A 22,364-nucleotide genomic window follows, 5' to 3' on the forward strand; every position below is an offset into this window, starting at 1 on the left:
AGTTCGGCAGATCCGCAGGATCCCGCGGTTCGGCCTCGGGCACGCGTCCAGGATGTGGTCAGTGTCGTCGTCGGCCGCAGGCGGCGGCCTGCCGTACCCGGCACCCGGCACCCGGCACCCGGCACCCGGCACCCGGCACCCGGCACCCGGCATAGGGTCGTCGCATGTCCTCGACCACCCCCGCCAGCGACGATCGGCCCCAGGACCCGCAGCAGCAGGACCTGTCGGACGCGCCGCGCCAGGCCCAGCCGCGCCAGGCCCAGCCGCGCCAGGCCCAGCCGCGCCGCGCCCAGCCGCGCGACGCCCAGCCGCACCAGGCGCCCCGTCCCCAGGTGCCCGGCCGCTGGCGCACCGCAGCCGCCGCGACGGGCCTGCTGCGTCCCGACGGCACGGTCGCGTCGACGATCTTCGCGGAGATGACGAACCTCGCGGCGCGCACGGGCGCGATCAACCTGGGCCAGGGCTTCCCGGACGTGGACGGCCCGCACGCGATCAAGGCGGCCGCGATCCGCGCGATCGAGCACGGGCACAACCAGTACCCGCCCGGCACGGGCACCCCCGAGCTGCGCCGCGCGGTCGCGGACCACCAGCGTCGGCGCTACGGCCTGGACGTGGACCCGGACACCGAGGTCCTCGTCACGACGGGCGCGACCGAGGCGCTCGCCGCGACGATCCTGGCGCTCGCCGGGCCGGGGGACGAGGTCGTGACCCTGGAGCCCTTCTACGACTCGCACGCGGCGTGCATCGCGCTCGCGGGGGCCACGCACGTGACCGTGCCGCTCCACCCGACCCCGGACGGGTTCCGCCTCGACCCTGCCCAGGTGCGTGCCGCCGTCGGGCCGCGGACGCGGCTGGTCCTGGTCAACACGCCGCACAACCCGACCGGGACCGTCCTGACGTGCGCCGAGCTGCAGGTTGTCGCGGACGCGGCCCGCGCGGTCGACGCGATCGTCGTGACGGACGAGGTCTACGAGCACCTCGTGTACGACGACGCGGTGCACGTGCCCGTCGCGTCCTTGCCGGGCATGGCCGAGCGGACGATCACCATCTCGTCGGCGGGCAAGACCTTCTCGTTCACGGGGTGGAAGGTCGGCTGGCTGCACGGTCCCGCGCACCTCGTGGAGGCGGTGCGGACGGTCAAGCAGTTCCTGACGTACACGTCGGGTTCACCGTTCCAGCCCGCGATCGCCCAGGCCCTGGCCGACGACGAGGCGCCACGGGCCCTGGCCGCGTCGCTCGCGACCCGGCGCGACCTGCTGTGCGAGGGGCTCGTGTCGGCGGGCTTCGAGGTCGTCGTGCCGCGCGGTACGTACTTCGTGGTCGCGGACGGCGCCCCGCTGGGCTTCGACGACGGCGTCGAGCTGTGCCGCCGGCTGCCCGGGCTCGCGGGGGTCGTGGCCGTCCCGGTGAGCGCGTTCTGCCGTGCGCCCGGCACGGACGAGGCGTCCGGCCCGACGGCGGCGCTCGCCCTGGCGTCGCGGGTCCGCTTCACGTTCGTCAAGCGCGAGGACGTGCTGCGTGACGCCGTGCGGCGGTTGGGGGCCCTGCGCTCGACGTGAGCGCAGGACCTCGACGATCAGGTCTCGCAGACGCCGGGCAGGCGGGGCGCGTCCTGCTCGACCGGTGTGGCCGGGGTCTCGGTCCCGGTGCCGGTCTCGCCCGTCGCGGCGCCGGTGTCCCCTCCGGTCGCTGCACCCGTCGTGTCGCCACCGGTCGCCGTGCCGGTGTCGCCACCGGTGGCAGCGCCCGTGTCGCCACCGGTCGCCGTGTCGCCACCGGTGTTCGGGGTCGTGGCGTCGTCGCGCGGGTCGGCGGGTGCCTTCTCGTGGCCGGGCGGCGCCTCGTCGGCGGCCATGCGGTCCCAGATCGCCTGGGCGTCCTTGGTCCACACGACACGGTTCTTGTTGGACGGCGCCTGGACCACGGGCAGCTCGGTGAAGACGATCTCGTTGGTGTCGATGTCCTTGAGGGAGAACGCGAGGCCGGCGAGGGAGTCGAGGCCGGCCAGGGACGGGCTCGCGCTCACCGATCCGAGCACGGCCTTGATCGTGGCGTAGAGCTGCGGCGCGTTGGTGATGACGTTCTTCGACAGGACCTCGCGCAGCATCGAGTCGATGAAGGCCTGCTGGCGCGGGATGCGCGTCAGGTCGCTGCCCATCTCGAGCCCCATGCCCTTGCCGTGGCGGGCCCGCAGGTAGCTGATCGCCTGGTCGCCCGTCAGGGTGGTCTCCCCCGCGGGGAGGTCGAGGGTCCCGTACCTCGGGTTCTCCTTCATGGCCTCCGGCAGGCACATCCGCACGCCGCCCAGCGCGTTGACGACGTTCACGACGCCGTTCATCTTCACCACGACGTGGTCGGTGATCTCCAGGCCGGTGAGCGACTGGACGGTCGTGATGGTGCAGGCCGCGGCACCGATCATGTTCTCGTCGTTCCCCGCGCCGATCTGGAAGGCCTCGTTGAACATCGCGCCCCTGCGCGGCTCCGTGGTCGAGCCGTCGGCCAGGTTGCACGAGGGGATGTCGACGAGCGAGTCGCGCGGGATCGAGACGACCTCCATGCGGCTGCGGTCGCCCGAGACGTGCACGACGAACGTCGTGTCCGAGCGCATGCCGTCTTCCTCGCCCGCGATCGCGGCGTTCTCCGCGTCGCGGTAGTCCGTGCCCATGACGAGGATGTTGAGGGCCTTGCCCGCGAACGGGTCGTCAGGGTCCCGGGGCTCGGCCGACCCCCCTGCGACGAGGCCCGAGACGTCGCTCACGTCGAGCGAGTTCTGCATGTCCGCGTACGTCGCCACGGCGCCCGTCCCGACGAAGGCGAGTCCGGCCGTCGCCACCATTCCGACGACGCGGGACACCGCGTGCGAGCGTTGCGAGCGCGCGTGATGAGGGCCGCTCTTCGGGGCGGTCTTCGGGCTGGGCATGGGATGAGCCTAGGCCCACCACAGGGGTGCAGGCTTCGCGTCGTGCAAAGGAACTGTGAAATGTCCTGACGAACCGGGGTGATTCCTGGCCGAGGACCGGGTCACGCCGGCATGTGCCAGCCACCCTTGCGGAAGGCGGGTGTCGCCAGCCCGAGCACGAGCAGGGACGCCACGACTGCCCCCAGCATGACGGCGCTCATCGCGATCTCGTCGCCGCCGAGCACACCGACGAGCGGGCTCACGAGACCGGCGACGCCGGCCTGGAACGCCCCGATGACCGCGGCCGCGGTGCCCGCCCGCTCGCCGTGACGGGTCAGCGCGAGCGCCGACGCGTTGGCCGGGATGAGGCCCTGGAGCGCGAGGGTGAGCCACAGCGCGACCAGGAGCCCGATCAGGCCACCGGCGCCCGTGAGCGCGACGACGAGCAGCCCCACGGCGAACACGCCCTGGAGCACCAGGGCCGTGCGCAGGATCCGGATGGGGGCGACCCTGCGCACCAGCGAGGCGTTGACCTGTGCGGAGATCACCAGGCCGATCCCGTTGACGGCGAAGAGCACCGCGAACTGCTGGTGCGTGAGCCCGTAGCCCTCCTGCAGCACGAACGGCGAGCCGACGACGTAGCTCATGAGGACGGCCATGCCGAGCCCGGGCAGCACGGCCAGGGCGAGGAAGTGCCGGTCCTTGAGGAGCGCGCCGTAGCCGCGGAAGACGCTGCCGACCCCGCCGGTCTGGCGGCGCTCGGTCTCGAGGGTCTCGGGCATGAAGCGCAGCACGATCAGTGCGAGCAGGGCCCCGAGCACGGCGAGGACCCAGAACACCCAGCGCCACGTCCCGTGCGAGGCGATGAGCGACCCGAACGAGGGGGCGAGGAGGGGCGCGAGCCCGATCACGAGCATCAGGCGGGACAGGATGCGGGCGGCGTCCGAGCCGGTGAACCGGTCGCGGATGACCGCGATCGAGACGACCTGGGCCGAGGCGTTGAAGAAGCCCTGCAGCACCCGCAGCGCGACGAGCCACCCGATGCCGGGCACGACCGCGCAGAGGATCGACGTGACGACGTGGAGAGAGAGCCCGATGATCACGGGCGCCCGTCGGCCGTAGCGGTCGGACAGCGGCCCGATCACGAGCTGGCCGAAGGCGCCGCCGACGAGCATCCCCGCGAGGGTGAGCTGCGCCATGGCGGGGCTGGTCCCGAGGTCCGTCGCGACGTCCGGCAGGAGCGGCAGGTACATGTCCACCGTGAACGCCGGGAGCGTCGCGAGCGCGCCGAGCAGCAGGACCCACTTGACGGTCGACCGGCCGGGGCGTCCGTTCGTGGCAACGGGTTCCGGGGTGGAGCGGGGGGCCGGCGGGGTGGGTGCAGTTCCTGCCGGGGGTGTCTCCATGGGTTCGATCATAACGATTCGACGGACCACCGACCCCCGGATTCGGCCCCAGGTTTCGTGACGTGCCCGACGCCGCAGCTCGGCCCGCGCCCCGCCCCTCGCCGTTCAGTCAGCGGCCGGCGGCGCCCAGCGGCGCCCACCCGCGGCCGGCGGCAGCGGCTGCCAGCGCCGACCGGCGGCGGCCAAGCGGCACCGGGCGCCGAACCTGGCGCCGCGGATCGTGTGCGGGCGCGCACGGCGTGGGTGGCACGGGGCATCCTGGGAGACATGTGCGGACGCTACGCCTCCTTCCGGGACGCCCAGGACCTCGCCGACGAGTTCGCGATCGCGGACCTCGCCGACGACGCGCGCCTCCTGCCGCCCTCGTGGAACGTCGCCCCGACCGACCCCGTGCGGATCGTGGTCGAGCGCGCGGCCAAGGACACGGGCGAGGTCCGGCGGTCGCTGCGCGTGGCCCGCTGGGGCCTCGTGCCGAGCTGGGCCAAGGACCCGGGCGTCGGGGCGCGCATGATCAACGCGCGCGCCGAGTCCCTCCTGGACAAGCCCGCGTTCGCCAAGCCGTTCGCGGCCCGGCGCTGCCTGGTGCCGGCCGACGGGTACTACGAGTGGCGCCGTATCGAGACTCCCCCTGCCCCGGGATCCACCGCCCGCAGGCCCACGGTGACCAAGCAGCCGTTCTTCATCCACCCGGACGGGCCGACGGTCGCGGCCTTCGCGGGCCTCTACGAGTTCTGGCGGGACCCCGCCAAGGCCGACGACGATCCCACCCGCTGGCTCGTCTCGACGACGATCATCACGACCGACGCGGCACCGGCGCTCGCCTCGATCCACGACCGCATGCCGCTCACGCTCGCCCCGGACCGGTGGGACGCGTGGCTCGACCCTGCGGTCGGCAAGGACGAGGCGGCCGGGCTCCTGGTCGCCCCCGAGGTCCGCATGGAGGCCCAAGAGGTCGCGCCGCTCGTCAACAGCGTCGCGAACAACGGACCGGAGCTCGTGCGCGCGCTCTGACGCCCGTCCAGGGCCGGCCCCCGTCCAGGACGGACGGGCGCCCAGGAACGGCGAGCGCCGCGGCTCCGGTCTCCCTCAGCCCTTGTAGGCCCACTGGAGGCGCACGGGCTCGATCACCCCGAGCCCGTGGACCTCACGCTCGGGCTGCGCCGTGAGCGCGAAGCGCGTGTCGCCCGCGAGCAGGGCCGCGGTCTCGCGGTCCATGAGCACGGTCGTGGGCTCGGCGATCTCGGTGAGCCGGGCGGCGAGGTTCACGGACGGGCCGAACACGTCGCCGAACCGCGACAGCACGCGCCCCCAGACCAGGCTCACCCGGACCGGCGGCACCTCGACCCCGCCGCCGGCGCGTTCGCCCTCGCCCGCGAGCCCCAGCGCGACCTTCGCCCCCGTCGCGACGTCGTCGGCGACGTAGAGGACCGCGTCGCCGATCGTCTTGACGACCCGGCCGCCCGCAGCGGTGATGATGTCGCGGGCTCTCGTCTCGAACAGCTGCACGAACTCCGCGAGCTCGCTCGACCCCAGCCCGGCCGTGCGCTTGGTGAACGACACGATGTCCGCGAACCCCACGGCTCGCGGCAGCGGCAGCGCCCCGGCGTCCGGGACGTCCCCGGCGCGCGCCTCGGAGAACTCGACCGTGAACCGCGCGGCGACGGCCGCGAGCTGGCGCCGCCAGGCGTGGCGCAGCTGGGTCTCCAGGACGGGTGCGAGGTCCGGGAGCCGGTCGAGGACGAGCAGCCGCGCGCTCGTGTCGTCGAGGCCGAACCGTGTGGTCATGTGCTCGACGAGCGCCTCGACCTGCCAGAGCACGAGCCGCTCGGTCGTGTGCCCCATGGACCGGATGAGCGTCGTGAGCGACCGGTCGTCGAACTTCTCGCGCTCCGCCACCGAGTAGATCTCCTCGAGGGCGACCGCGTCGTCCTCGGTGAACATCTGCTCCTGCTCCTCGGTGATGGGCAGCCCGAGGGCCTGCCAGTAGGAGCGCACCTGCCGCTCGGTGAGGCCGGCCCGTTCGGCGAGCCCGTCGACCGTGAGCGCCCGGGGACCGCCCAGGAGCGCCTCGTCCAGGTCGGCCTCGACGGTCGTGGGTGCGGAGGGGGACGCGGGGTTGTCGGTGGCCGAGAGCTCGGACAGCCCGGTCCCTGCTGCTCGGCCTTCCGGCCGGCTCTCCCCCGCCGCCTCGGACGTCTCGGTGGTCGCTTCGGCTGTTTCGGGGATGTCGTGCGTCACACCCTGATCCTAGAGCAGCGGTCCTGACGATCCGTCGCGCTCAGCCCGCCGGGACCTCGCTGCCCGACGTCGGGCCCGTCGCGGCGGGGGCGCCGTCGCGCAGGCGCAGGTGGCGCACGTCGCCGCTGTGCAGCACGTGCGTCGTGCCGTCCGCCGCGCGCACGAGGAGCGAGCCGTCCGCCCCGAACCCGCAGGCCTCGCCCGTGACCCGGCCCCCGCCGGTGAGGTCGACCCGCACGTGCGCCCCGAGCGTCGCGCTGACCTCGACGCACTCCTCGACGAGTCCGGCCTCCGCCGCGTCACCGGCCGCGTCCTGCCACCGGCCGAGGATCTGCGCGAACGACTCCTCGAGCGCGGTCAGCAGCACCTCCCGGTCCGTCGTGGCCGCCCCGACCAGGGCGAGCGACGTGGCCGTGGCGACCGGGAGCTCCCTGTCGTTCTGCAGGACGTTGAGCCCGACGCCCACGATCGCCCCGCCGTCGGGCAGGAGCTCGCACAGGATGCCCGCGACCTTGCGGTACGTGCCCCACCCCGCCTGCTCGACGGCGGCCCCCTCGTCCGCACCCGGCGCCGGGACCAGGACGTCGTTGGGCCACTTGACCACGGCCTCCACGCCCGCGGTCGCGCGCAGGCACCGGACCGTCGCGAGGCCCGCGAGCAGCGGCAGCCAGCTCAGGCGCTCGCGCGGCACCTCGGGGCGCACCAGGAGCGACCCCGTCAGCGCGGTCCGCGCGGGCGTCTCCCAGCCGCGCCCCGCCCGACCTCGTCCGGCGACCTGGTGCTCGGCCACGAGCAGCGCGGGCGCGGGCCAGGCCTGCGGGTCGGCGGCCACGGCCGCAGCGAGCTCGGTGTTCGTCGAGGTCGACTCCTCGACGACCTCGAGCCGGGCGAGCGGGCCGTGCGGGGCGACGAGCAGGTCCCGCAGGAAGCCGGGGCGCAGCGCAAGGTGGTCGGCGGTCGTCATGCCCCCATCATGCCCGGGCGCACCCCGCCCGCGGCAGCGGGGCCACGACGCGCCGTGCACCCAGGTGCGTGCGCACGGGCCCGCGGGGCCCGCCGCACACCACCCACGCCACGTTTGTCGGAACCCTCCAACGTCCGCGCCGACGCCGGTGCGATCCCTCGCACCCTCTTGGCGCCACCCACCAACTAGGCTCGGCTGCGTGAACGAACCTGTCGCCGGCACCACCCCGGCCCCCACCGGTCAGCTCATCGGCACCGCGGCGAAGCTCGCCGACCTCGACCGTCGTCGCGCCGAGGCGTCGGTGGTCCCCGAGGAGGCCGCTCGCACCAAGCAGCACGCCCGGAACAAGAAGACGGCCCGCGAGCGCATCGAGGCGCTCCTGGACGAGGGCAGCTTCGTCGAGCTCGACGCGTTCGCCAAGCACCGCTCGGTCAACTTCGGGCTCGAGAAGAAGCGCCTCGCGGGCGACGGCGTGGTCGTGGGGCACGGGACGGTCGACGGGCGCCAGGTCTGCATCTACTCGCAGGACTTCACGGTCTTCGGCGGGAGCCTCGGCGAGGTGCACGGCCAGAAGATCACCAAGGTCCAGGACCTCGCGCTGCGCACGGGCGTCCCGCTGATCGGGATCTCGGACGGCGGGGGCGCGCGCATCCAGGAAGGGGTCGCGGGCCTGACGCAGTTCGCGGAGATCTTCCGCCGCAACGTCGCCGCCTCGGGCGTGATCCCGCAGATCTCGCTCATCCTCGGCCCGAGCGCGGGCGGCGCGGTGTACTCCCCCGCGCTCACCGACTTCATCGTCATGGCCGACCAGACGTCGAACATGTTCATCACGGGCCCCGACGTGATCCGCGCGGTCACGGGCGAGGACGTGGGCTTCGAGGAGCTGGGCGGGGCCCGCACGCACAACGAGCGTTCGGGCGTCGCGCACTACATGGGCACCGACGAGGACGACGCGATCGACTACGTCCGCCACCTCATCGGCTACCTGCCGCAGAACAACCTCTCGGACGCCCCGAGCTTCCCGCCCGAGGACACCGAGCTCGAGGTCACCGACGAGGACCTCGCGCTCGACGCGCTGGTCCCCGACTCGGACTCGCAGCCGTACGACATGCGCACCGTGATCGAGCACGTCCTGGACGGGGGCGACTTCCTGGAGGTCCAGCCGCTGTTCGCCAAGAACGTGCTGATCGGGTTCGGGCACGTCGAGGGCCAGTCGGTCGGCGTCGTCGCCAACCAGCCCCTCGCGATGGCGGGCACCCTCGACATCGACGCCGCCGAGAAGGCCGCGCGGTTCGTGCGCACGTGCGACGCGTTCAACATCCCCGTCCTGACCCTCGTGGACGTCCCGGGCTTCCTGCCGGGCGTCGACCAGGAGCACCAGGGCATCATCCGCCGCGGCGCCAAGCTCATCTACGCGTACGCCGAGGCCACTGTCCCGCTCGTCACGCTCATCACGCGCAAGGCGTACGGTGGCGCGTACATCGTCATGGGCTCCAAGCAGCTCGGCGCGGACGTCAACCTCGCGTGGCCCACGGCCCAGATCGCGGTCATGGGTGCGGGCGGCGCGGTCAACATCCTCCAGCGCGGGGCCCTGAAGGCCGCAGCCGACCAGGGGCTCGACGTGGACGCCGAGCGGGCCCGCCTGGTCGCCGAGTACGAGGAGGCCATCGTGAACCCCTGGGACGCGGCCGAGCGCGGCTACGTCGACGCGGTCATCCGCCCGTCGGAGACCCGCGTGCAGGTCGTGCGCGCCCTGCGTGCCCTGCGCACCAAGCGTGCGAGCCTGCCCCCCAAGAAGCACGGCAACATCCCGTTGTGACGCCATGACGCCCGGGCCGCCACCGGCCCTGGCCCCGGCACCACCACCGAACGACCACCGAACGACGAGACCCACCGCGAGGACGACATGCCCGACGAGCAGCACGGCGACGACCACGCAGGCCACGGCCACGAGCACCCCGACAACGGGCACGACGCCGCCTCGCACGGCACCGAGCCCCTCGGCCCGGTCGACGAGGCCCCGATGCACGCGGCCGTCGACGCCCTGGCCGCTGCCCTGCACGAGTACGTCGGCACGGCCGTCGGGGTGCGGGCCGAGTTCGGCGCCTCGGAGGCCGACGAGGACCCGCGCGTCCTCGCGCTCGAGGCCGCGATCGGCTCGCTCAACGCCCAGCTCTACGATGCACTGCACGGCTCGCTCGGGATGCACCCGGACCTGAGCTCGCTCGTGTGGGCCTCCGACGAGGAGCTCGGTGCGGGGGCAGACGCCGACGCACCACCCGCCCCCGAGGTCGCCGAGCCGTTCTACCTGGGCTTCGTCGTGGGCCCGGGCCGGACGCCCGACACGTCGCTCGACGCCGTGATCGACTTCCTCGACAACGCGGGCGAGCAGGTCGTGGCCGCGCTCGTCGAGTCGGGCTTCGACGTCCCCGAGTGGGCCGCGTCGCGCGGTGAGGCGGCAGACTTCGAGGGGTACGGCGACGCGGGCGACGACCCCACGGGCGGTGCCCTGTGAGCGGGACCGGGGCTGCGTCGTCGGGCCGGGAGCTGCGCGTGGTGCGCGGCGCGCCCGACGACCTCGAGGTCGCTGCGCTCGTCGCGGGTCTCGCGGCCGCCGCGGCGGCGTCGCACGTGCCCGACGACGAGGCGCCCCTGCCCGAGTGGACCAACCGCTCGCGCGGCCTGCGCGGCACCGGCGCGGGTGCGACGGCCAAGAGCTTCGGCGGACGCTCGGGCCGGCACAACGCCGACGCGTGGCGGTGGAGCCTGCAGTCATGAGCCAGACCACGACCGTCCTGCTCGAGCTCGCCGACGACCCCGCGGACGTCGAACGCCCCCTCACCCCGGACACGCTGCCCCCGCTGGCCCCGCGGACGGGCTGGCGCCGGTGGGCGTGGATCGTCCCGACCGTCCCGGCGGTCGTGCTCGTCGCCTACCAGCAGCTCGCCCCGTCGCAGGGCTGGCCCCTGCCTGCCGCGGTGCTGGGCGTCCTGACCGTCCTGCTCCTGCTCGTCGCGGTCCTCGCGCTCGCGCGCTACCTCGACGACCGCGACGCACAACGTGAGACCCGCGCACGCGACGCCCTGGCCTCGGCGGCCGAGCGCACCACGGGCTCGGTGCTCGTCGACGAGGTCGATCCGACGGGTCCGGGCGTCCTGCCCGACGGCGCCACGCCCCTGAGCGGCCGGCTCACGTTCTCGGTCGACCACTTCCCCGTGCGGGCACCGTTCACGGTGACGGTCCCCGCGGGGACCGCCGGGCCGCGCTCGGGAGACCCCGTGGCCGTCTGGTACCCGCAGGGCACGGACGGCCGACCGCGCGTCGTGCTCGTGCGCTACCAGCGCGACTGGGCCGACGACCTGCTCGCGGCGATGAGCCCTCACGCCGACCGTCTGGCGCCCGCCGTGGCCGCCGGCTCCGAGGCGGACCACGGCGCCGCGTCCGAACCACCACCGGTCGACCACCAGGAGTTCCTGCTGGACCTCGGCCGAGCGGGGACCGAGCACCCACGTCTGGCCGCCGAGGTGGTCGCGCCCACGGATGCGTGGCGGACCGTGCGCGTCGACCTCTCCCTCCCGGGTGCCCCGCGGTCGGTCCTCGTCTTCGAGGACAACGACGAGGTGGCGCTCATCGGACCCGACGGCGGCCACCCCGTCCCGCTGGACACGCTCGACCCGGCACGAGTCCTCGACCTGGCGGAACGACTCCTGCGCCAGCACTGATCCCCCTCACGGACGACGGTCCTGGCGCTGCGGGTACCACGCAGTAACCTCTACCGGGTGACCTCACCCACGTCGCCGGCCGAACCCGGCACCCCCAGCACCAGGACCCCCCGCACACCCTCGGCGATCGACGCGATCGCCGACGCGTACGTGCGCACCGTCGCCGACCTGAACCCGCTCGCCGCCACGGCCATGGGACTCACGGGCTACGACCACCTCATGACCGACCTGTCACCCGCCGGGTACGAGGCCCTCGCGGCCGCGGACCGGGCCGTGCTGGCCCAGCTCGCGGACGCCGAGCCCGTCGACGACGTCGACCGCGTCACGCTCGCCGCGATGCGCGAGCGCATCGGGCTCGCGCTCGAGCTGCACGACGCCGGCGAGGACCTCGCGATGCTCAACAACATCGCCTCGCCGCTCCAGGAGCTGCGCGACGTGTTCGACCTCATGCCCACGGGCACGGTCGAGGCCTGGGAGAACGTCGCGTCCCGTCTCGTGGCCCTGCCCGGCGCCATGGACGGCTACATCGCGTCGCTGACCGCCGCAGCGGCGCGCGGCAACGTCGCAGCGGTCCGCCAGGTCCGCGAGGGCGTCAAGCAGGCCCGCGAGCTCGCCGACCCCGAGACCTCGTTCTTCGTCGAGCTCGTCAGGGGCGAGGCCGCCGCGGCCGTCCTCGACGAGTCCTCGGCGTGCTCCCTGGTCCGCAAGGAGCTCGAGCTCGGCGCCGCCGGCGCCCTGGCCGCCTACGCACGGCTCGCGGACTTCCTCGAGAACGACCTCGCCCCGCAGGCGCCCACGGCCGACGGCGTGGGGCGCGAGCGCTACGCCCGCGCCTCGCGCGCCTTCCTCGGCGCCGAGGTCGACCTCGAGGAGACCTACCGCTGGGGCCTCGAGGAGCTCGCGCGCGTCGTCGCCGAGCAGGAGGCCGTCGCCGCCCAGATCGCCGGGCCCGGCGCCACGGTCGAGGAGGCCGTCGCGCTCCTCGACGCCGACCCGAGCCGCAAGCTGGACGGCACCGACGCGCTGCGCGCCTGGATGCAGGAGACGTCCGACGCCGCGATCGCCGCCCTCGACGGCGTGCACTTCGACATCCCCACCCCGGTCCTGGACCTCGAGTGCATGATCGCCCCGACCCAGACCGGCGGGATCTACTACACGCCCCCGAGCGACGACTTCTCGCGCCCCGGGCGCATGTGGTGGTCCGTCCCGCCGGGCGTCACCGAGTTCAACACGTGGCGCGAGAAGACGACCGTCTACCACGAGGGCGTCCCGGGCCACCACCTGCAGTGCGGCCAGGCCGTCGCCGCGCGCGACACGCTCAACTCCTGGCGCCGCCTCGCGTGCTGGGTCTCGGGGCACGGTGAGGGCTGGGCCCTGTACGCCGAGCGTCTCATGGCCGACCTCGGCTACCTCGACGACCCGGGCGACCGGCTCGGGATGCTCGACGGGCAGCGCATGCGCGCGGCTCGCGTGGTGCTCGACATCGGGGTGCACCTAGGGCTCGACGCGCCCGAGGAGTGGCGCGGCGGCTCCGAGGACCCCCGCTGGGACGCCGACAAGGCCTGGGAGTTCCTCAAGGCCAACGTCAACATGGACGAGTCGTTCGTGCGCTTCGAGCTCAACCGCTACCTCGGGTGGCCCGGCCAGGCCCCGTCGTACAAGGTGGGTCAGCGCCTGTGGGAGCAGACGCGCGACGCCGCCCGCGCGGCAGCCGAGGCCCGCGGCGAGGAGTTCGACGTCAAGGCGTTCCACGAGCGCGCCCTGAACCTCGGCTCGGTCGGCCTCGACGTGCTGCGCGAGGCGCTCCAGTGAGCGCAGACGCGGCAGGGACGACGACCTCCCCGACGCTCCGTCTCCTCCTGGCCTCGCAGTCGCCGGCGCGCCTCGCGACCCTGCGCTCGGCGGGCGTCACGCCCGAGGTCCGGGTCTCGGGCCTCGACGAGGACGCCGTCCTCGAAGCGGCTGCCGCCCGGTTCGGCGCCCTCGACCCCGCCGACGCCGTGCTCGTCCTCGCCCAGGCCAAGGCCGAGGAGGTCGCCCAGGTCGTCACGCGCGAGGCGCACGAGCGCGACGAGGCGGGCGACGGCGTCGGGCCGGAGGAGGTCTCGCCCGTCGTCGTCGGGTGCGACTCCATGCTCGAGTTCGCCGGAGCCGTCCACGGCAAGCCCCGGGACGCCGCCGAAGCCACCGAGCGCTGGCGCGCGATGCGCGGCAAGGCCGGGGTGCTCCACACCGGCCACTGGGTCGTCGACCTGCGCGACCCGCAGGACGGCGGCAGCGGGGCGACCCTCGGGGCGACGAGCTCCACGACCGTCCACTTCGCCGACCTGAGCGACGCCGAGATCGCGGCCTACGTCGCCACGGGCGAACCGCTCGCGGTCGCCGGGGCGTTCACGGTCGACGGCCTCGGCGGCGCGTTCGTCGAGAGCATCGAGGGCGACCACCACGGCGTGGTCGGGATCAGCCTGCCGCTCGTGCGCGAGCTGCTCGGCGAGATCGGCGTCACCTGGACGGACCTCTGGTCCTGACGTCCTGACCCGCCGGGCACCCCCGGGCCCGCTCGGGGTCCGGGAGGGCCCGGCCCGACGACGGCCCGCCCGCTCCCCCACCCCCGCGCTCCGGCGGGGCGGCAGGAGAGCGCGGCGGGCCGCCCGCTTGTCGGGGGCGTACAACCCTGACGCGCTCCGGCCCGCTGCACCCCGCCGACCATGGAGGGTTCCTACAAACGACCCCGGTGAGCCTTGGCCTGATCTCCAATCTTGTCCGGTACCGGTGGTCGGAGCGTGAACCCAGGGCGCCCGACGCGCTACCGTGAGCCGTGCCCGAGAACTCCACGAACCCCGCGACCAGCCCGACCCGACGCCTGTCGAAGGTTCTCATCGCCAACCGCGGCGAGATCGCGGTGCGCATCGCGCGCGCCTGCGCCGACGCCTCGATCGCGTCGGTCGCCGTGTACGCCGACTCCGACCGAGAAGCCCTGCACGTCCGCCTCGCCGACGAGGCCTTCGCGCTCGGCGGCACCCGCGCCGCGGACACCTACCTCGACATCGCCAAGCTGCTCGACGTCGCCCGCCGCGCGGGCGCCGACGCGGTGCACCCCGGCTACGGCTTCCTCGCGGAGAACGCCGGGTTCGCCCAGGCCGTCATCGACTCGGGCCTCGTCTGGATCGGCCCTCCGCCCGCCGCGATCGACGCGCTCGGTGACAAGGTCAGCGCGCGGCACATCGCCCACCGCGCGGGCGCCCCGCTGGTGCCCGGCACCGCCGACCCCGTCGCCGACGCGACCGAGGTCCACGCGTTCGCCGCGGAGCACGGGATGCCCATCGCGATCAAGGCGGCCTTCGGCGGCGGGGGCCGCGGCCTCAAGGTCGCGCGCACGGTCGACGAGATCGACGAGATGTTCGACTCCGCGGTCCGCGAGGCCACGGCCGCGTTCGGCCGCGGCGAGTGCTTCGTCGAGCGGTACCTCGACACCCCGCGCCACGTCGAGACCCAGTGCCTGGCGGACGAGCACGGCACGGTCGTCGTCGTCTCGACGCGCGACTGCTCGCTCCAGCGCCGCCACCAGAAGCTCGTCGAGGAGGCCCCCGCGCCGTTCCTCACGGACGAGCAGCGCGCCGAGCTCTACAAGGCCTCCGAGGCCATCCTGCGCGAGGCGGGCTACGTCGGCGCCGGGACGTGCGAGTTCCTCGTCGGCGCCGACGGCACCATCTCGTTCCTCGAGGTCAACACGCGCCTGCAGGTCGAGCACCCCGTCACCGAGGAGGTCTCGGGCATCGACCTCGTGCGCGAGCAGCTGCGCATCGCCGCGGGAGAGCCGCTCGGCTACACGTCGGTGGCCACGCGAGGCCACTCGATCGAGTTCCGCATCAACGGCGAGGACCCGGCCGCGAACTTCCTGCCCGCACCGGGACGCATCACGCGCCTGCACTTCCCGAGCGGGCCCGGCGTGCGCGTCGACAGCGGCGTGACCGAGGGCGACGTGATCTCGGGCGCCTTCGACTCGATGATCGCCAAGATCATCGTCACGGGTGCCACGCGCCGCGAAGCCGTCGAACGAGCCCGCCGTGCGCTGCGCGAGACCGTGGTCGAGGGCATCCCGACCGTCCTGCCGTTCCACCGGGCCGTGCTCGACGCCGAGGACTTCGTCCCGGCCGACGGGTCGACGTTCCGCGTCCACACGCGCTGGATCGAGACCGCGTTCGTGGACGAGCTCAAGGGCCTCGCGCCCGCCACCCCCGCGCAGTCGCCCGAGGAGGACGAAGCCCCCGCGACCGAGCGCGTCGTGGTCGAGGTAGGCGGCAAGCGGCTCGAGGTCGTGCTGCCCGCAGGGCTCGGCATGGCCGCGGGGCGCGCCCGCTCGGCCAACGCCGCGCGCCGCCCCTCTCGCCGCTCGGCCCCGCAGCCGGGCAACGGCAACGGCACGACGCTCGCGTCGCCCATGCAGGGCACGATCGTCAAGGTCGCCGTGTCGGAGGGCGCGGTGGTCGCCGAGGGCGACCTGGTCGTGGTCCTCGAGGCCATGAAGATGGAGCAGCCGCTCGTGGCGCACCGCGCAGGCCGGGTCACGGGCCTGACGGCCGGGGTCGGCGCGAGCGTGAGCTCGGGCACCGCGATCTGCGAGATCGTCGACTGACCCCTCTCCGACCGGTGCCGAGCCCGAGGTCCGTCAGGCATCCCCCACGGGTAGCCTGACGGACCTCGGGTTCGGCGTCTCCCGGGCGCTACCCGGTGGTGCTGTGCGCGTCGGCCGCGTGCATCGCCCGACGGCCCGAGGGGACCAGCACCGCGACCGCGATCACCAGGAACATGAGCGCCCCCGACACGACGAGGAGCGACTCGACCGAGAACCGGTCCGCGAGCGGACCGAAGATCAGCATGCCGAGCGGCATCGCGAGCGCCATGACGATCCCGACGAAGCCGAAGACCCGCCCCTGGCGGTCCGGCTCGACCGTCTCCTGCAGGACCGTCATCGAGGTCGTCGCGAAGGCCGGCACCGCGACGCCGAGCAGGAACATGAAGGCGAAGAAGACCCACATGTTCGTCGAGAGGCCCAGGCCGACGGACAGCACGCCGAACACGAACGTGGCACCGACGATCATCGCGACCCGGTTCCGCAGCCCGCCCCACGTCGCGAGCAGCACGCCTCCCACGATCGCCCCGGCGGAGAACGCGAGCTCGTTGGCCGTGAGCTTCCAGACCTCGTCGCCGAACGTCCGCACGACCATGAGCGGCGTGAGGTAGGAAGGGGCGACGATCAGCAGGAACACGACCGCGTAGAGGCCCAGGACCCACCGGACGAACGTGTGGCCCCGCAGGTAGCGCAGTCCGCCGACGAGGTCGTCGAAGTACCCGACCTGCTCGCCCTCCGCCACGTCGGTGCGCAGCACCTTGGTCACGGGGATCATCGCCAGGAGCCCGATGCCGATCACGGCCGTGACGACATCGACGAAGAAGATCGCGACGATCGACGAGCTCGCGTAGACGGCCGCCGCGACGGCGGGAGCCAGCAACGTCATGGCCGACTGGATCGAGCCGTTGATCCCGTTGACCCGCATGAGCCGGCTCGTGGGCACGAGCTGCGGCAAGAGCGAGGACACCGCGGGCATCTGGATCCCGGCGCCGGCCGAGCGGATCGCGAGGGCGGCGTAGACGAGCCACAGGTCGTCGGTCCCGGAGAGCATGAACAGCGCGAGCGCGAGCGTCGTCACGGCGATCGAGGCGTCCGCCGCGATGATCAGGACCTTGCGGTTCAGCCGGTCGGCCCAGACCCCGCCGAAGATCGACACCACCGCCTGCGGCAGGAACCCGAAGACCGTGGCGAGCGCCAGCACCGACCCGGACTTCGTCTCGAGCGTCAGGTGCCACATGATCGCGTACTGCACGAGCATCGACCCGAACAGCGAGACGGTCTGCCCACCCAGGAAGATCGTGGCGTCACGACGCCAGCGCGGCTTGTCGTTAATGTCGTCAATGTCGCCGGTGGCGCCGGTGGCGCCGGTGGCGGACGGCCCTACGGGATCGGCGGGATCGGCGGCGACATCCTCAGCGGTCGGGTCGGACACGGCGTTCGGCTCGGGATGGCTCACCGGTCCATGGTGCGGGCGCGGGAAGGCGCGCGTCCAGGCAATTCGTGCGCGCCGGAGCCACCTGCCCCGGGCGCCGGACCGCGCCGGCCCGGACGCCGGCGATCCGTTGCAGCTGTCCCGTTCAGCCGATATGTTCTCCCCGCCAACCGTCGCTGATCGGCGACGGTCCGAGGAGGGGGAACGCACGATGAAGAAGACTCTCAGGATGTTGGTCACGGTCGCGCTGGTGGCGGGCGGGTTGCAGGTCGTCGCCCCTCCGGCCGGTGCCGTCTGGATGAGCATGAGCTACTGCGGGTTCGAGGCGAGCTACCCGTACCCGCAGGCCAAGACCTCCTCGGTCCACTGCACCAAGGCGCAGCCGCGCATCGTGTACCGGTCAGCGGGGGGCACCATCGGCTATGCGGCGGGCACCCTCAAGTCCGGGAGCTCGACGTCGCCGTCGGTCTTGTCCCCGCTCGCCGTCGTCCGCGTGGAGGCTCGGGGGTACTACGAGGTCCCCGGCTTCACCGAGACGAGCGGCTGGATGCGGTTCGCGTGAGCAGGCACGACGACCGTCGCAGCACCCTCGTCTCGATCGGGGTCGCCGCGCTGGTCATCGTGCTCACGGGGTGCGCTGCCGGCGAGGACGCGCCTCGGAGCCCCTTCCAGGCCGACTTCGATCAGGCGATGACGACGACGACCGAGTTCCAGCGCAGCGTCCTCGAGGACTACGAGATCACCGATGCCGAGTACTCCGAGGCGCGCAACAGGTTCAAGGCGTGCGTCGAGGACGAGGGGTACACGCTCCTCCTCGAGGCCGACGGCACCCGGATGGAGGGCATCCAGGACGGGCAGGAGGCCGCGGCCGACGCCGTCTTCACGCGGTGCCAGGACGAGAACCTGGGCTTCGTCGAACCGTTCTACTACGAGCTGCGGGAGAACCCGCAGAACGAGGACCGCACGGTTCTGCTGGTCGACTGTCTCCAGCGGGCCGACGTGCTCGACGAGAGCGTCGACGCGGACGACGTCCTCGCCGACCCCGGCATCGTCCCCGCGGAAGATCCACGGGTCACCGAGTGCGACGCAGATCCGAAGAACGCGTTCCCCGAGTGAAGGGACCGTCGCTCGCCCCCACCGCCCTGGTCGCGACGGCACCGGCGACGACGGCACCGACCCGTTCTCCGTGGCGCCGGCAGGGAGCTGCGCTGTCCTGGTCCCCTGAGGGTGGCAGGGTGGGACCGTGACGATCCCGACCGAACCCACCCCGCCCCTCTCGCCCGACGACGCCCCGCGCGCGCCCCGACACCTCCAGCCCGGCGACGGCTGGGTCGAGTGCACCTGCGGGCGGCGGCACTGGGGGCTGGCCGGTGCGGCTGGGCTGCTCGTCGCGCGGCGAGGCCAGGACGGTCGTGTGGGCCACGTGCTGCTCCAGCACCGCGCGCCGTGGAGCGACCAGGGCGGCACGTGGGGTGTGCCGGGCGGCGCGATCCACCCCGACGAGACGCCCGAGCAGGGTGCGTTGCGCGAGGCAGGAGAGGAGGCGGGCGTCGACCCGACGCTCGTGGCCGTCGTGGGCGAGCGGGTGCTCGACCACGGGCCCTGGCGGTACACGACCGTGCTCGCGGAGGTCGTGCCCGGTGCACATCTCGAGGCTCGTGCGACCGACGCGGAGAGCCTGGAGATCGCGTGGGTCGCGGTCGAGGACGTCCCGTCGCTCCCCCTGCTGGGAGCGTTCCGGGACGCGTGGCCCGAGCTCCTGGGGCGGTTCGCCGAGCGCACGTGACGCCGTGCGCGCGGGGCACCCGGGCCCGGCCGACGACGGCCCGCGACCGCCCGCACCTGCGGGTGTGGTCACGGGCCGTCGTGTCAGGTCCTGCCCGGGCCCTAGCCGTCGACCTGAGCCCCCGAGGGGTCAGCCGACGCGGGCTTCTTCGCGGGTCCGTGCGGGACGAGCTTGAGACCCACGACCGCGGCGATGATGCCCGCGATGAACACGACCTTGCCGACCGAGGCGGACTCGTCGCCCGTCCAGATCGCGTAGGACACGGTCAGGGCCGCGCCGACGCCGACCCACACCGCGTAGGCGGTGCCGATCGGGATGTGCTTCACGGCCCAGCCGAGCCCGCCCATGCTGAGGGCGAGAGCGACGAAGAAGACGATCGACGGGGCGAGCTTCGAGAGACCGTCGGACTGACCGAGGGCGGTGGCCCAGACGGCCTCGAAGACTGCGCTGACGAGCAGGACGATCCACGGCACGTCAGCTCACCACCTTGAGGCCGACCACGGAGCCGACGAGCAGGACCAGGAGCAGCCCGCGCAGCCAGGTGAAGGTCTCGGAGCCGGTGATGAATCCCCAGACGACCGTGAGGGTGGCGCCGATGCCGACCCACACCGCGTAGGCGGTGCCGGTGGGCAGGGTGGTCATCGCCCAGGCGAGACCGACCATGCTCAGCGTCAGCGACAGGAGGAAGACGACCGTGGGCCGTCTGCGGGTGAAGTTCTCGGATGCGGACAGTGCCGTCGCCCAGACGGCCTCCAGCATCCCGGAGAGGACGAGGACAACCCAAGCCATGACAAGTAACCCCTCTGAGTCAGTCTTGTCCGTGCGGGTACTGCTCCCTCGTCCGCTGTTCCTCGTCCGAGGAACCTGCACAAGCGTACCTACATCACGTCCGGACCGCCAGAGCACGGCGTCGCCCCCGACCACCCCACCGCCCCGCCTTCACACGATCTTCCCCGGCGCTCCCGACCGGCCTCACCCTCGCCCGGCGACCGGCATCCAGGATCGACGGATGCCGACTCTCTTCGAGCTCACCCCGCCCGACGACTACCTGGTGCGCCTCGCAGCCTCCGACCTGGGCCGGGGCTACAAGGCGCTCGCGACGCGCGAGCTCGACCTCCACGCCGGGCTCGACGTGCTCGACCTCGGCTGCGGGCCAGGCGCCGACCTGGCGGCGTACGCCGGAGCCGTCGGCCCGACCGGCTCCGTCCTCGGGCTCGACCACGACCCCGACGCCCTCGCGCAGGCCCGTGCACTGACGCGCGAGCTGGAACAGGTGCGGGTGCAGGAGGCCGACGTCCACCACCTGGCCCTCGGGGACCGGAGCATCGACCGCGTACACACCGACCGGGTGCTCCAGCACGTCGCCGACCCCGCCCAGGTCCTCGCCGAGATCCACCGGGTGCTGCGACCCGGCGGCCGGGCGGTGCTCGCCGAACCGGACTGGGGGACCCTGGTCGTCGACGGCCCCGATGCCGCGACGACCGACGCCTACGCGCGCTTCGTCGTCGTGATCGTTCAACGAGAAGTCTGGCCCGGACGTCACGGTCGGTGCCGAGCCCCCGGTACGCAGGTGCAGGTCGCGCAGCTCGGGGAAGCGAGCGTGGCGGTCGGCGATGCGCTGCGCGACCGTCGCCCCTCGTGCGGCCTCCCCTCGACGCAGGGCGGCCTCCGGGGCGGCCCCAGGGGAGATGAGGGGCGAGAGCGCGTCAGCCAGGTCCGGGATGCCTCCTGGGTAGTCGTCCCCGGGCACGTCGCGGTGCTTCTGGTGGGCGAACCTGGCGTCGACGAACTGGTCGTCGACGGTCTTGCGGAACCTCCTCGGCAAGACCGAGCAGAGCGAGCTCGACACTGTCGAGTACGACTTCACCTTCGCCCGGCGCGAAGAGTTCGAACTCGTTCCGATCACCGGCCCGTTCGACTTCGAGCGCCTGAAGGAGACGCACCGCCGTCTGTTCCAGGACGTCTACGACTGGGCCGGACAGGTGCGCACGGTCGAGATCAGCAAGAACGGATCCGCGTTCCATCACGCGCGGTACATCCCCACGGCGGCCGAAGACACCTTCGGCTGGCTGCATCGGACCCGGTTGCTCGACCCGAAGGTCGACGATGAGACCTTCGTGGTCGACGCAGCCCGGGTAGGTGTACGGATCGACGAACCCCTTCGGCCCGGTCACCGCGCCCTTGCCCGTTCGAGCAGATCTGCGATGGTCAGCTTGCCGTCAACGTAGCCGCGGATCGAGTCCAGTGAGCGCTCGTCGGGCTCCATGCCTTCCATGGCCCACGAAGCCATCGTGTCGATGGCCAGGTCTCGACGGCGCTCACGGGTCATGCCTTGGTTCAGGTCATGGTGGGGCGTGACGGTCATGGTCGGACCCCTCATTTCTGTTGGTCTTCCTAGGGAAATTGTATCGGGGCAGGTCTCAGGGGGCAGCAAGAAGGCGCCCCGCTGGGCTCCGAGCGCTCAGGGTGCGGGAGGTCGCAGCGAAGTGTGACCGAGCTGGGTGTCGGTCGTCTGGTCGTACCTGGCGGGGCGGATGTCGTCGGTGCCGCCGTCGACCCAGAGCGCGCGTGTCGCCCGAACTGACACCGGGAATCCGCTCATGGGGGCACGGCAGACGGGTCAGAACCGGGCGGAGCGCGCCGGTACACTCCTCGCATGACCGCCGAAAAGCCTGCAATTCCGCCGATTCCCACCAAGCGTCCGGCGGCTCCGAAGCCCCCGCCGTCGTCGACCGGGCTGATCCAGTGGGGCGTCGTCGCCCTCATCGTGGGGCAGATCCTCTACAACGCCGGACGCCAGTCCCAGCTCAGCGCCGCGATGAACCCGTACGCGACCGACAGCGGCTCCGGGCCGCTGATCCTCATCGGAGGCCTCATCACGCTCGCCGGGCTCGTCCTGGCCGTCAGGGGACTGCTGCGCGTCGCATCCCGGATCGACTTCCTGTACCACCGCAACGGCGGACAATAGTGACATAACCGCTATTATCGGCCTGATTTTGGGCAGACTTCTCCCTACCCATCAGTAGAGGTGCGTTTGCTACTTGCTCTGCGGACGCTGCGCCTTGGCGAGTCGGACTGCGCGCTCGTTTGCACGATCCGAGACCAGGGGCAGCACACGGACCACGAAGGACGTGGCCGCATAGAGCAGAGCGGTAGTCGCAGACAGGATCACCGCAGGCGCGGAGATGACGTCCATAGCGCAACCTTTCTCTGGTGGGACCCAGCTAAGGGCTGGGCGTGACCGCAGCGCAGATGCTGCGGAAATCTGGGGGCACAGAAGAAGT

At 72.9% G+C, this 22,364-nt stretch carries 23 protein-coding genes, 1 pseudogene and 1 riboswitch; of the genes and pseudogenes, 15 read left to right on the top strand and 9 right to left on the bottom strand.

Annotated features, from left to right (window positions below):
* Positions 1–164: 164 nt before the first annotated feature.
* Positions 165–1,559, top strand: a complete 1,395-nt coding sequence (locus H9623_RS06865; protein ID WP_193719313.1) for a pyridoxal phosphate-dependent aminotransferase — start codon at positions 165–167, stop codon at positions 1,557–1,559.
* Positions 1,560–1,576: 17 nt separating this feature from the next.
* Here the strand turns inward: H9623_RS06865 and H9623_RS06870 are convergent, their stop codons facing one another.
* Positions 1,577–2,920: an LCP family protein gene (locus H9623_RS06870; protein WP_227748277.1), complete on the bottom strand. Its 1,344-nt coding sequence runs from the start codon at positions 2,918–2,920 to the stop codon at positions 1,577–1,579.
* 101 nt (positions 2,921–3,021) lie between these two features.
* On the bottom strand, positions 3,022–4,305 hold the full coding sequence (locus H9623_RS06875) for a multidrug effflux MFS transporter (RefSeq protein WP_321575324.1): 1,284 nt from the start codon (positions 4,303–4,305) through the stop codon (positions 3,022–3,024).
* Positions 4,306–4,572: 267 nt separating this feature from the next.
* Between H9623_RS06875 and H9623_RS06880 the strand changes: the two genes are divergently transcribed.
* Positions 4,573–5,316, top strand: a complete 744-nt coding sequence (locus H9623_RS06880) for an SOS response-associated peptidase (protein WP_193719315.1) — start codon at positions 4,573–4,575, stop codon at positions 5,314–5,316.
* A gap of 75 nt (positions 5,317–5,391) precedes the next feature.
* On the opposite strand, the gene H9623_RS06885 is transcribed toward H9623_RS06880, so the two are convergent.
* Complete coding sequence (locus tag H9623_RS06885; protein WP_321575325.1) at positions 5,392–6,543, bottom strand: adenylate/guanylate cyclase domain-containing protein; 1,152 nt, start codon at positions 6,541–6,543, stop codon at positions 5,392–5,394.
* 40 nt (positions 6,544–6,583) lie between these two features.
* Positions 6,584–7,507 (bottom strand): biotin--[acetyl-CoA-carboxylase] ligase, encoded by a 924-nt coding sequence (locus H9623_RS06890; RefSeq protein ID WP_193719316.1) that lies wholly within the window; start codon positions 7,505–7,507, stop codon positions 6,584–6,586.
* A 199-nt stretch (positions 7,508–7,706) separates the two neighbouring features.
* Here H9623_RS06890 and H9623_RS06895 point away from each other — a divergent pair, with 199 nt between their 5' ends.
* From H9623_RS06895 to H9623_RS06925, 7 genes are all read left to right on the top strand, one after another.
* Positions 7,707–9,326 (top strand): acyl-CoA carboxylase subunit beta, encoded by a 1,620-nt coding sequence (locus H9623_RS06895; RefSeq protein WP_193719317.1) that lies wholly within the window; start codon positions 7,707–7,709, stop codon positions 9,324–9,326.
* A gap of 87 nt (positions 9,327–9,413) precedes the next feature.
* A complete protein-coding gene (locus H9623_RS06900) occupies positions 9,414–10,022 on the top strand; it encodes a hypothetical protein (protein ID WP_227748278.1) in 609 nt (202 codons plus the stop codon).
* The gene (locus H9623_RS06905) at positions 10,019–10,285 is read left to right on the top strand and encodes an acyl-CoA carboxylase epsilon subunit (protein WP_193719318.1); all 267 of its coding nucleotides are present in this window, start codon (positions 10,019–10,021) and stop codon (positions 10,283–10,285) included. Before H9623_RS06900 ends, H9623_RS06905 begins: the two co-directional genes overlap by 4 nt.
* Positions 10,282–11,229, top strand: a complete 948-nt coding sequence (locus H9623_RS06910; RefSeq protein ID WP_193719319.1) for a hypothetical protein — start codon at positions 10,282–10,284, stop codon at positions 11,227–11,229. The genes H9623_RS06905 and H9623_RS06910 overlap by 4 nt, the downstream gene beginning before the upstream one ends.
* Before the next feature lie 57 nt (positions 11,230–11,286).
* Positions 11,287–13,041 carry a DUF885 domain-containing protein gene (locus H9623_RS06915; protein ID WP_193719320.1) on the top strand — a complete coding sequence of 585 codons (1,755 nt, stop codon included), beginning with the start codon at positions 11,287–11,289 and terminating at the stop codon, positions 13,039–13,041.
* A complete protein-coding gene (locus tag H9623_RS06920) occupies positions 13,038–13,757 on the top strand; it encodes a Maf family protein (protein WP_193719321.1) in 720 nt (239 codons plus the stop codon). Before H9623_RS06915 ends, H9623_RS06920 begins: the two co-directional genes overlap by 4 nt.
* A gap of 290 nt (positions 13,758–14,047) precedes the next feature.
* A complete protein-coding gene (locus tag H9623_RS06925) occupies positions 14,048–15,865 on the top strand; it encodes an acetyl/propionyl/methylcrotonyl-CoA carboxylase subunit alpha (protein ID WP_321575326.1) in 1,818 nt (605 codons plus the stop codon).
* A gap of 88 nt (positions 15,866–15,953) precedes the next feature.
* Here the strand turns inward: H9623_RS06925 and H9623_RS06930 are convergent, their stop codons facing one another.
* Complete coding sequence (locus tag H9623_RS06930; protein ID WP_321575327.1) at positions 15,954–17,318, bottom strand: MFS transporter; 1,365 nt, start codon at positions 17,316–17,318, stop codon at positions 15,954–15,956.
* Between the two features lie 187 nt (positions 17,319–17,505).
* Between H9623_RS06930 and H9623_RS06935 the strand changes: the two genes are divergently transcribed.
* The 3 genes from H9623_RS06935 to H9623_RS06945 all read left to right on the top strand — a co-directional run bounded on the left by H9623_RS06935 (position 17,506) and on the right by H9623_RS06945 (position 19,080).
* The gene (locus tag H9623_RS06935; protein ID WP_193719381.1) at positions 17,506–17,856 is read left to right on the top strand and encodes a hypothetical protein; all 351 of its coding nucleotides are present in this window, start codon (positions 17,506–17,508) and stop codon (positions 17,854–17,856) included.
* The gene (locus H9623_RS06940; protein ID WP_193719323.1) at positions 17,853–18,410 is read left to right on the top strand and encodes a hypothetical protein; all 558 of its coding nucleotides are present in this window, start codon (positions 17,853–17,855) and stop codon (positions 18,408–18,410) included. The genes H9623_RS06935 and H9623_RS06940 overlap by 4 nt, the downstream gene beginning before the upstream one ends.
* A 127-nt stretch (positions 18,411–18,537) precedes the next feature.
* Positions 18,538–19,080 (top strand): NUDIX hydrolase, encoded by a 543-nt coding sequence (locus H9623_RS06945; protein WP_321575328.1) that lies wholly within the window; start codon positions 18,538–18,540, stop codon positions 19,078–19,080.
* 101 nt (positions 19,081–19,181) lie between these two features.
* On the opposite strand, the gene H9623_RS06950 is transcribed toward H9623_RS06945, so the two are convergent.
* Both H9623_RS06950 and H9623_RS06955 read right to left on the bottom strand, forming a co-directional pair.
* Complete coding sequence (locus tag H9623_RS06950) at positions 19,182–19,553, bottom strand: DMT family transporter (protein ID WP_193719324.1); 372 nt, start codon at positions 19,551–19,553, stop codon at positions 19,182–19,184.
* Position 19,554: 1 nt separating this feature from the next.
* Positions 19,555–19,869, bottom strand: coding sequence for a DMT family transporter (locus tag H9623_RS06955; RefSeq protein WP_193719325.1), 315 nt, complete (start codon positions 19,867–19,869; stop codon positions 19,555–19,557).
* Positions 19,870–19,882: 13 nt separating this feature from the next.
* Positions 19,883–19,948, bottom strand: a riboswitch (guanidine-III (ykkC-III) riboswitch).
* A 141-nt stretch (positions 19,949–20,089) separates the two neighbouring features.
* Here H9623_RS06955 and H9623_RS20165 point away from each other — a divergent pair.
* Together H9623_RS20165 and H9623_RS06965 are read left to right on the top strand one after the other, a co-directional pair.
* Positions 20,090–20,470 (top strand): annotated as a pseudogene (locus H9623_RS20165) (methyltransferase domain-containing protein); the annotation flags it as partial.
* Positions 20,471–20,885: 415 nt separating this feature from the next.
* Positions 20,886–21,308, top strand: coding sequence for a Fic family protein (locus H9623_RS06965; protein ID WP_193719326.1), 423 nt, complete (start codon positions 20,886–20,888; stop codon positions 21,306–21,308).
* Here H9623_RS06965 and H9623_RS06970 read toward each other — a convergent pair.
* A complete protein-coding gene (locus H9623_RS06970; protein WP_193719327.1) occupies positions 21,251–21,445 on the bottom strand; it encodes an antitoxin VbhA family protein in 195 nt (64 codons plus the stop codon). The genes H9623_RS06965 and H9623_RS06970 overlap by 58 nt on opposite strands.
* Positions 21,446–21,736: 291 nt before the next feature.
* Between H9623_RS06970 and H9623_RS06975 the strand changes: the two genes are divergently transcribed.
* Positions 21,737–22,048, top strand: a complete 312-nt coding sequence (locus H9623_RS06975) for a hypothetical protein (protein ID WP_193719328.1) — start codon at positions 21,737–21,739, stop codon at positions 22,046–22,048.
* A gap of 69 nt (positions 22,049–22,117) precedes the next feature.
* On the opposite strand, the gene H9623_RS06980 is transcribed toward H9623_RS06975, so the two are convergent.
* Complete coding sequence (locus H9623_RS06980; RefSeq protein ID WP_193719329.1) at positions 22,118–22,276, bottom strand: hypothetical protein; 159 nt, start codon at positions 22,274–22,276, stop codon at positions 22,118–22,120.
* Positions 22,277–22,364 lie beyond the last annotated feature (88 nt).

The sequence above is a fragment of the Oerskovia douganii genome, assembly GCF_015142735.1.
Taxonomy (GTDB): Bacteria; Actinomycetota; Actinomycetes; order Actinomycetales; family Cellulomonadaceae; genus Oerskovia; species Oerskovia douganii.

What these genes read in the sequence shown, in the direction of transcription:
- H9623_RS06980 (WP_193719329.1), bottom strand. Translation starts at nt 22,276, where the DNA reads ATGGACGTCATCTCCGCGCCTGCGGTGATCCTGTCTGCGACTACCGCT.
- H9623_RS06970 (WP_193719327.1), bottom strand. Translation starts at nt 21,445, where the DNA reads ATGACCGTCACGCCCCACCATGACCTGAACCAAGGCATGACCCGTGAG.
- H9623_RS06910 (WP_193719319.1), top strand. Translation starts at nt 10,282, where the DNA reads ATGAGCCAGACCACGACCGTCCTGCTCGAGCTCGCCGACGACCCCGCG.
- H9623_RS06900 (WP_227748278.1), top strand. Translation starts at nt 9,414, where the DNA reads ATGCCCGACGAGCAGCACGGCGACGACCACGCAGGCCACGGCCACGAG.
- H9623_RS06890 (WP_193719316.1), bottom strand. Translation starts at nt 7,507, where the DNA reads ATGACGACCGCCGACCACCTTGCGCTGCGCCCCGGCTTCCTGCGGGAC.
- H9623_RS06870 (WP_227748277.1), bottom strand. Translation starts at nt 2,920, where the DNA reads ATGCCCAGCCCGAAGACCGCCCCGAAGAGCGGCCCTCATCACGCGCGC.
- H9623_RS06865 (WP_193719313.1), top strand. Translation starts at nt 165, where the DNA reads ATGTCCTCGACCACCCCCGCCAGCGACGATCGGCCCCAGGACCCGCAG.
- H9623_RS06880 (WP_193719315.1), top strand. Translation starts at nt 4,573, where the DNA reads ATGTGCGGACGCTACGCCTCCTTCCGGGACGCCCAGGACCTCGCCGAC.
- H9623_RS06875 (WP_321575324.1), bottom strand. Translation starts at nt 4,305, where the DNA reads ATGGAGACACCCCCGGCAGGAACTGCACCCACCCCGCCGGCCCCCCGC.
- H9623_RS06975 (WP_193719328.1), top strand. Translation starts at nt 21,737, where the DNA reads ATGACCGCCGAAAAGCCTGCAATTCCGCCGATTCCCACCAAGCGTCCG.
- H9623_RS06935 (WP_193719381.1), top strand. Translation starts at nt 17,506, where the DNA reads ATGAAGAAGACTCTCAGGATGTTGGTCACGGTCGCGCTGGTGGCGGGC.
- H9623_RS06955 (WP_193719325.1), bottom strand. Translation starts at nt 19,869, where the DNA reads ATGGCTTGGGTTGTCCTCGTCCTCTCCGGGATGCTGGAGGCCGTCTGG.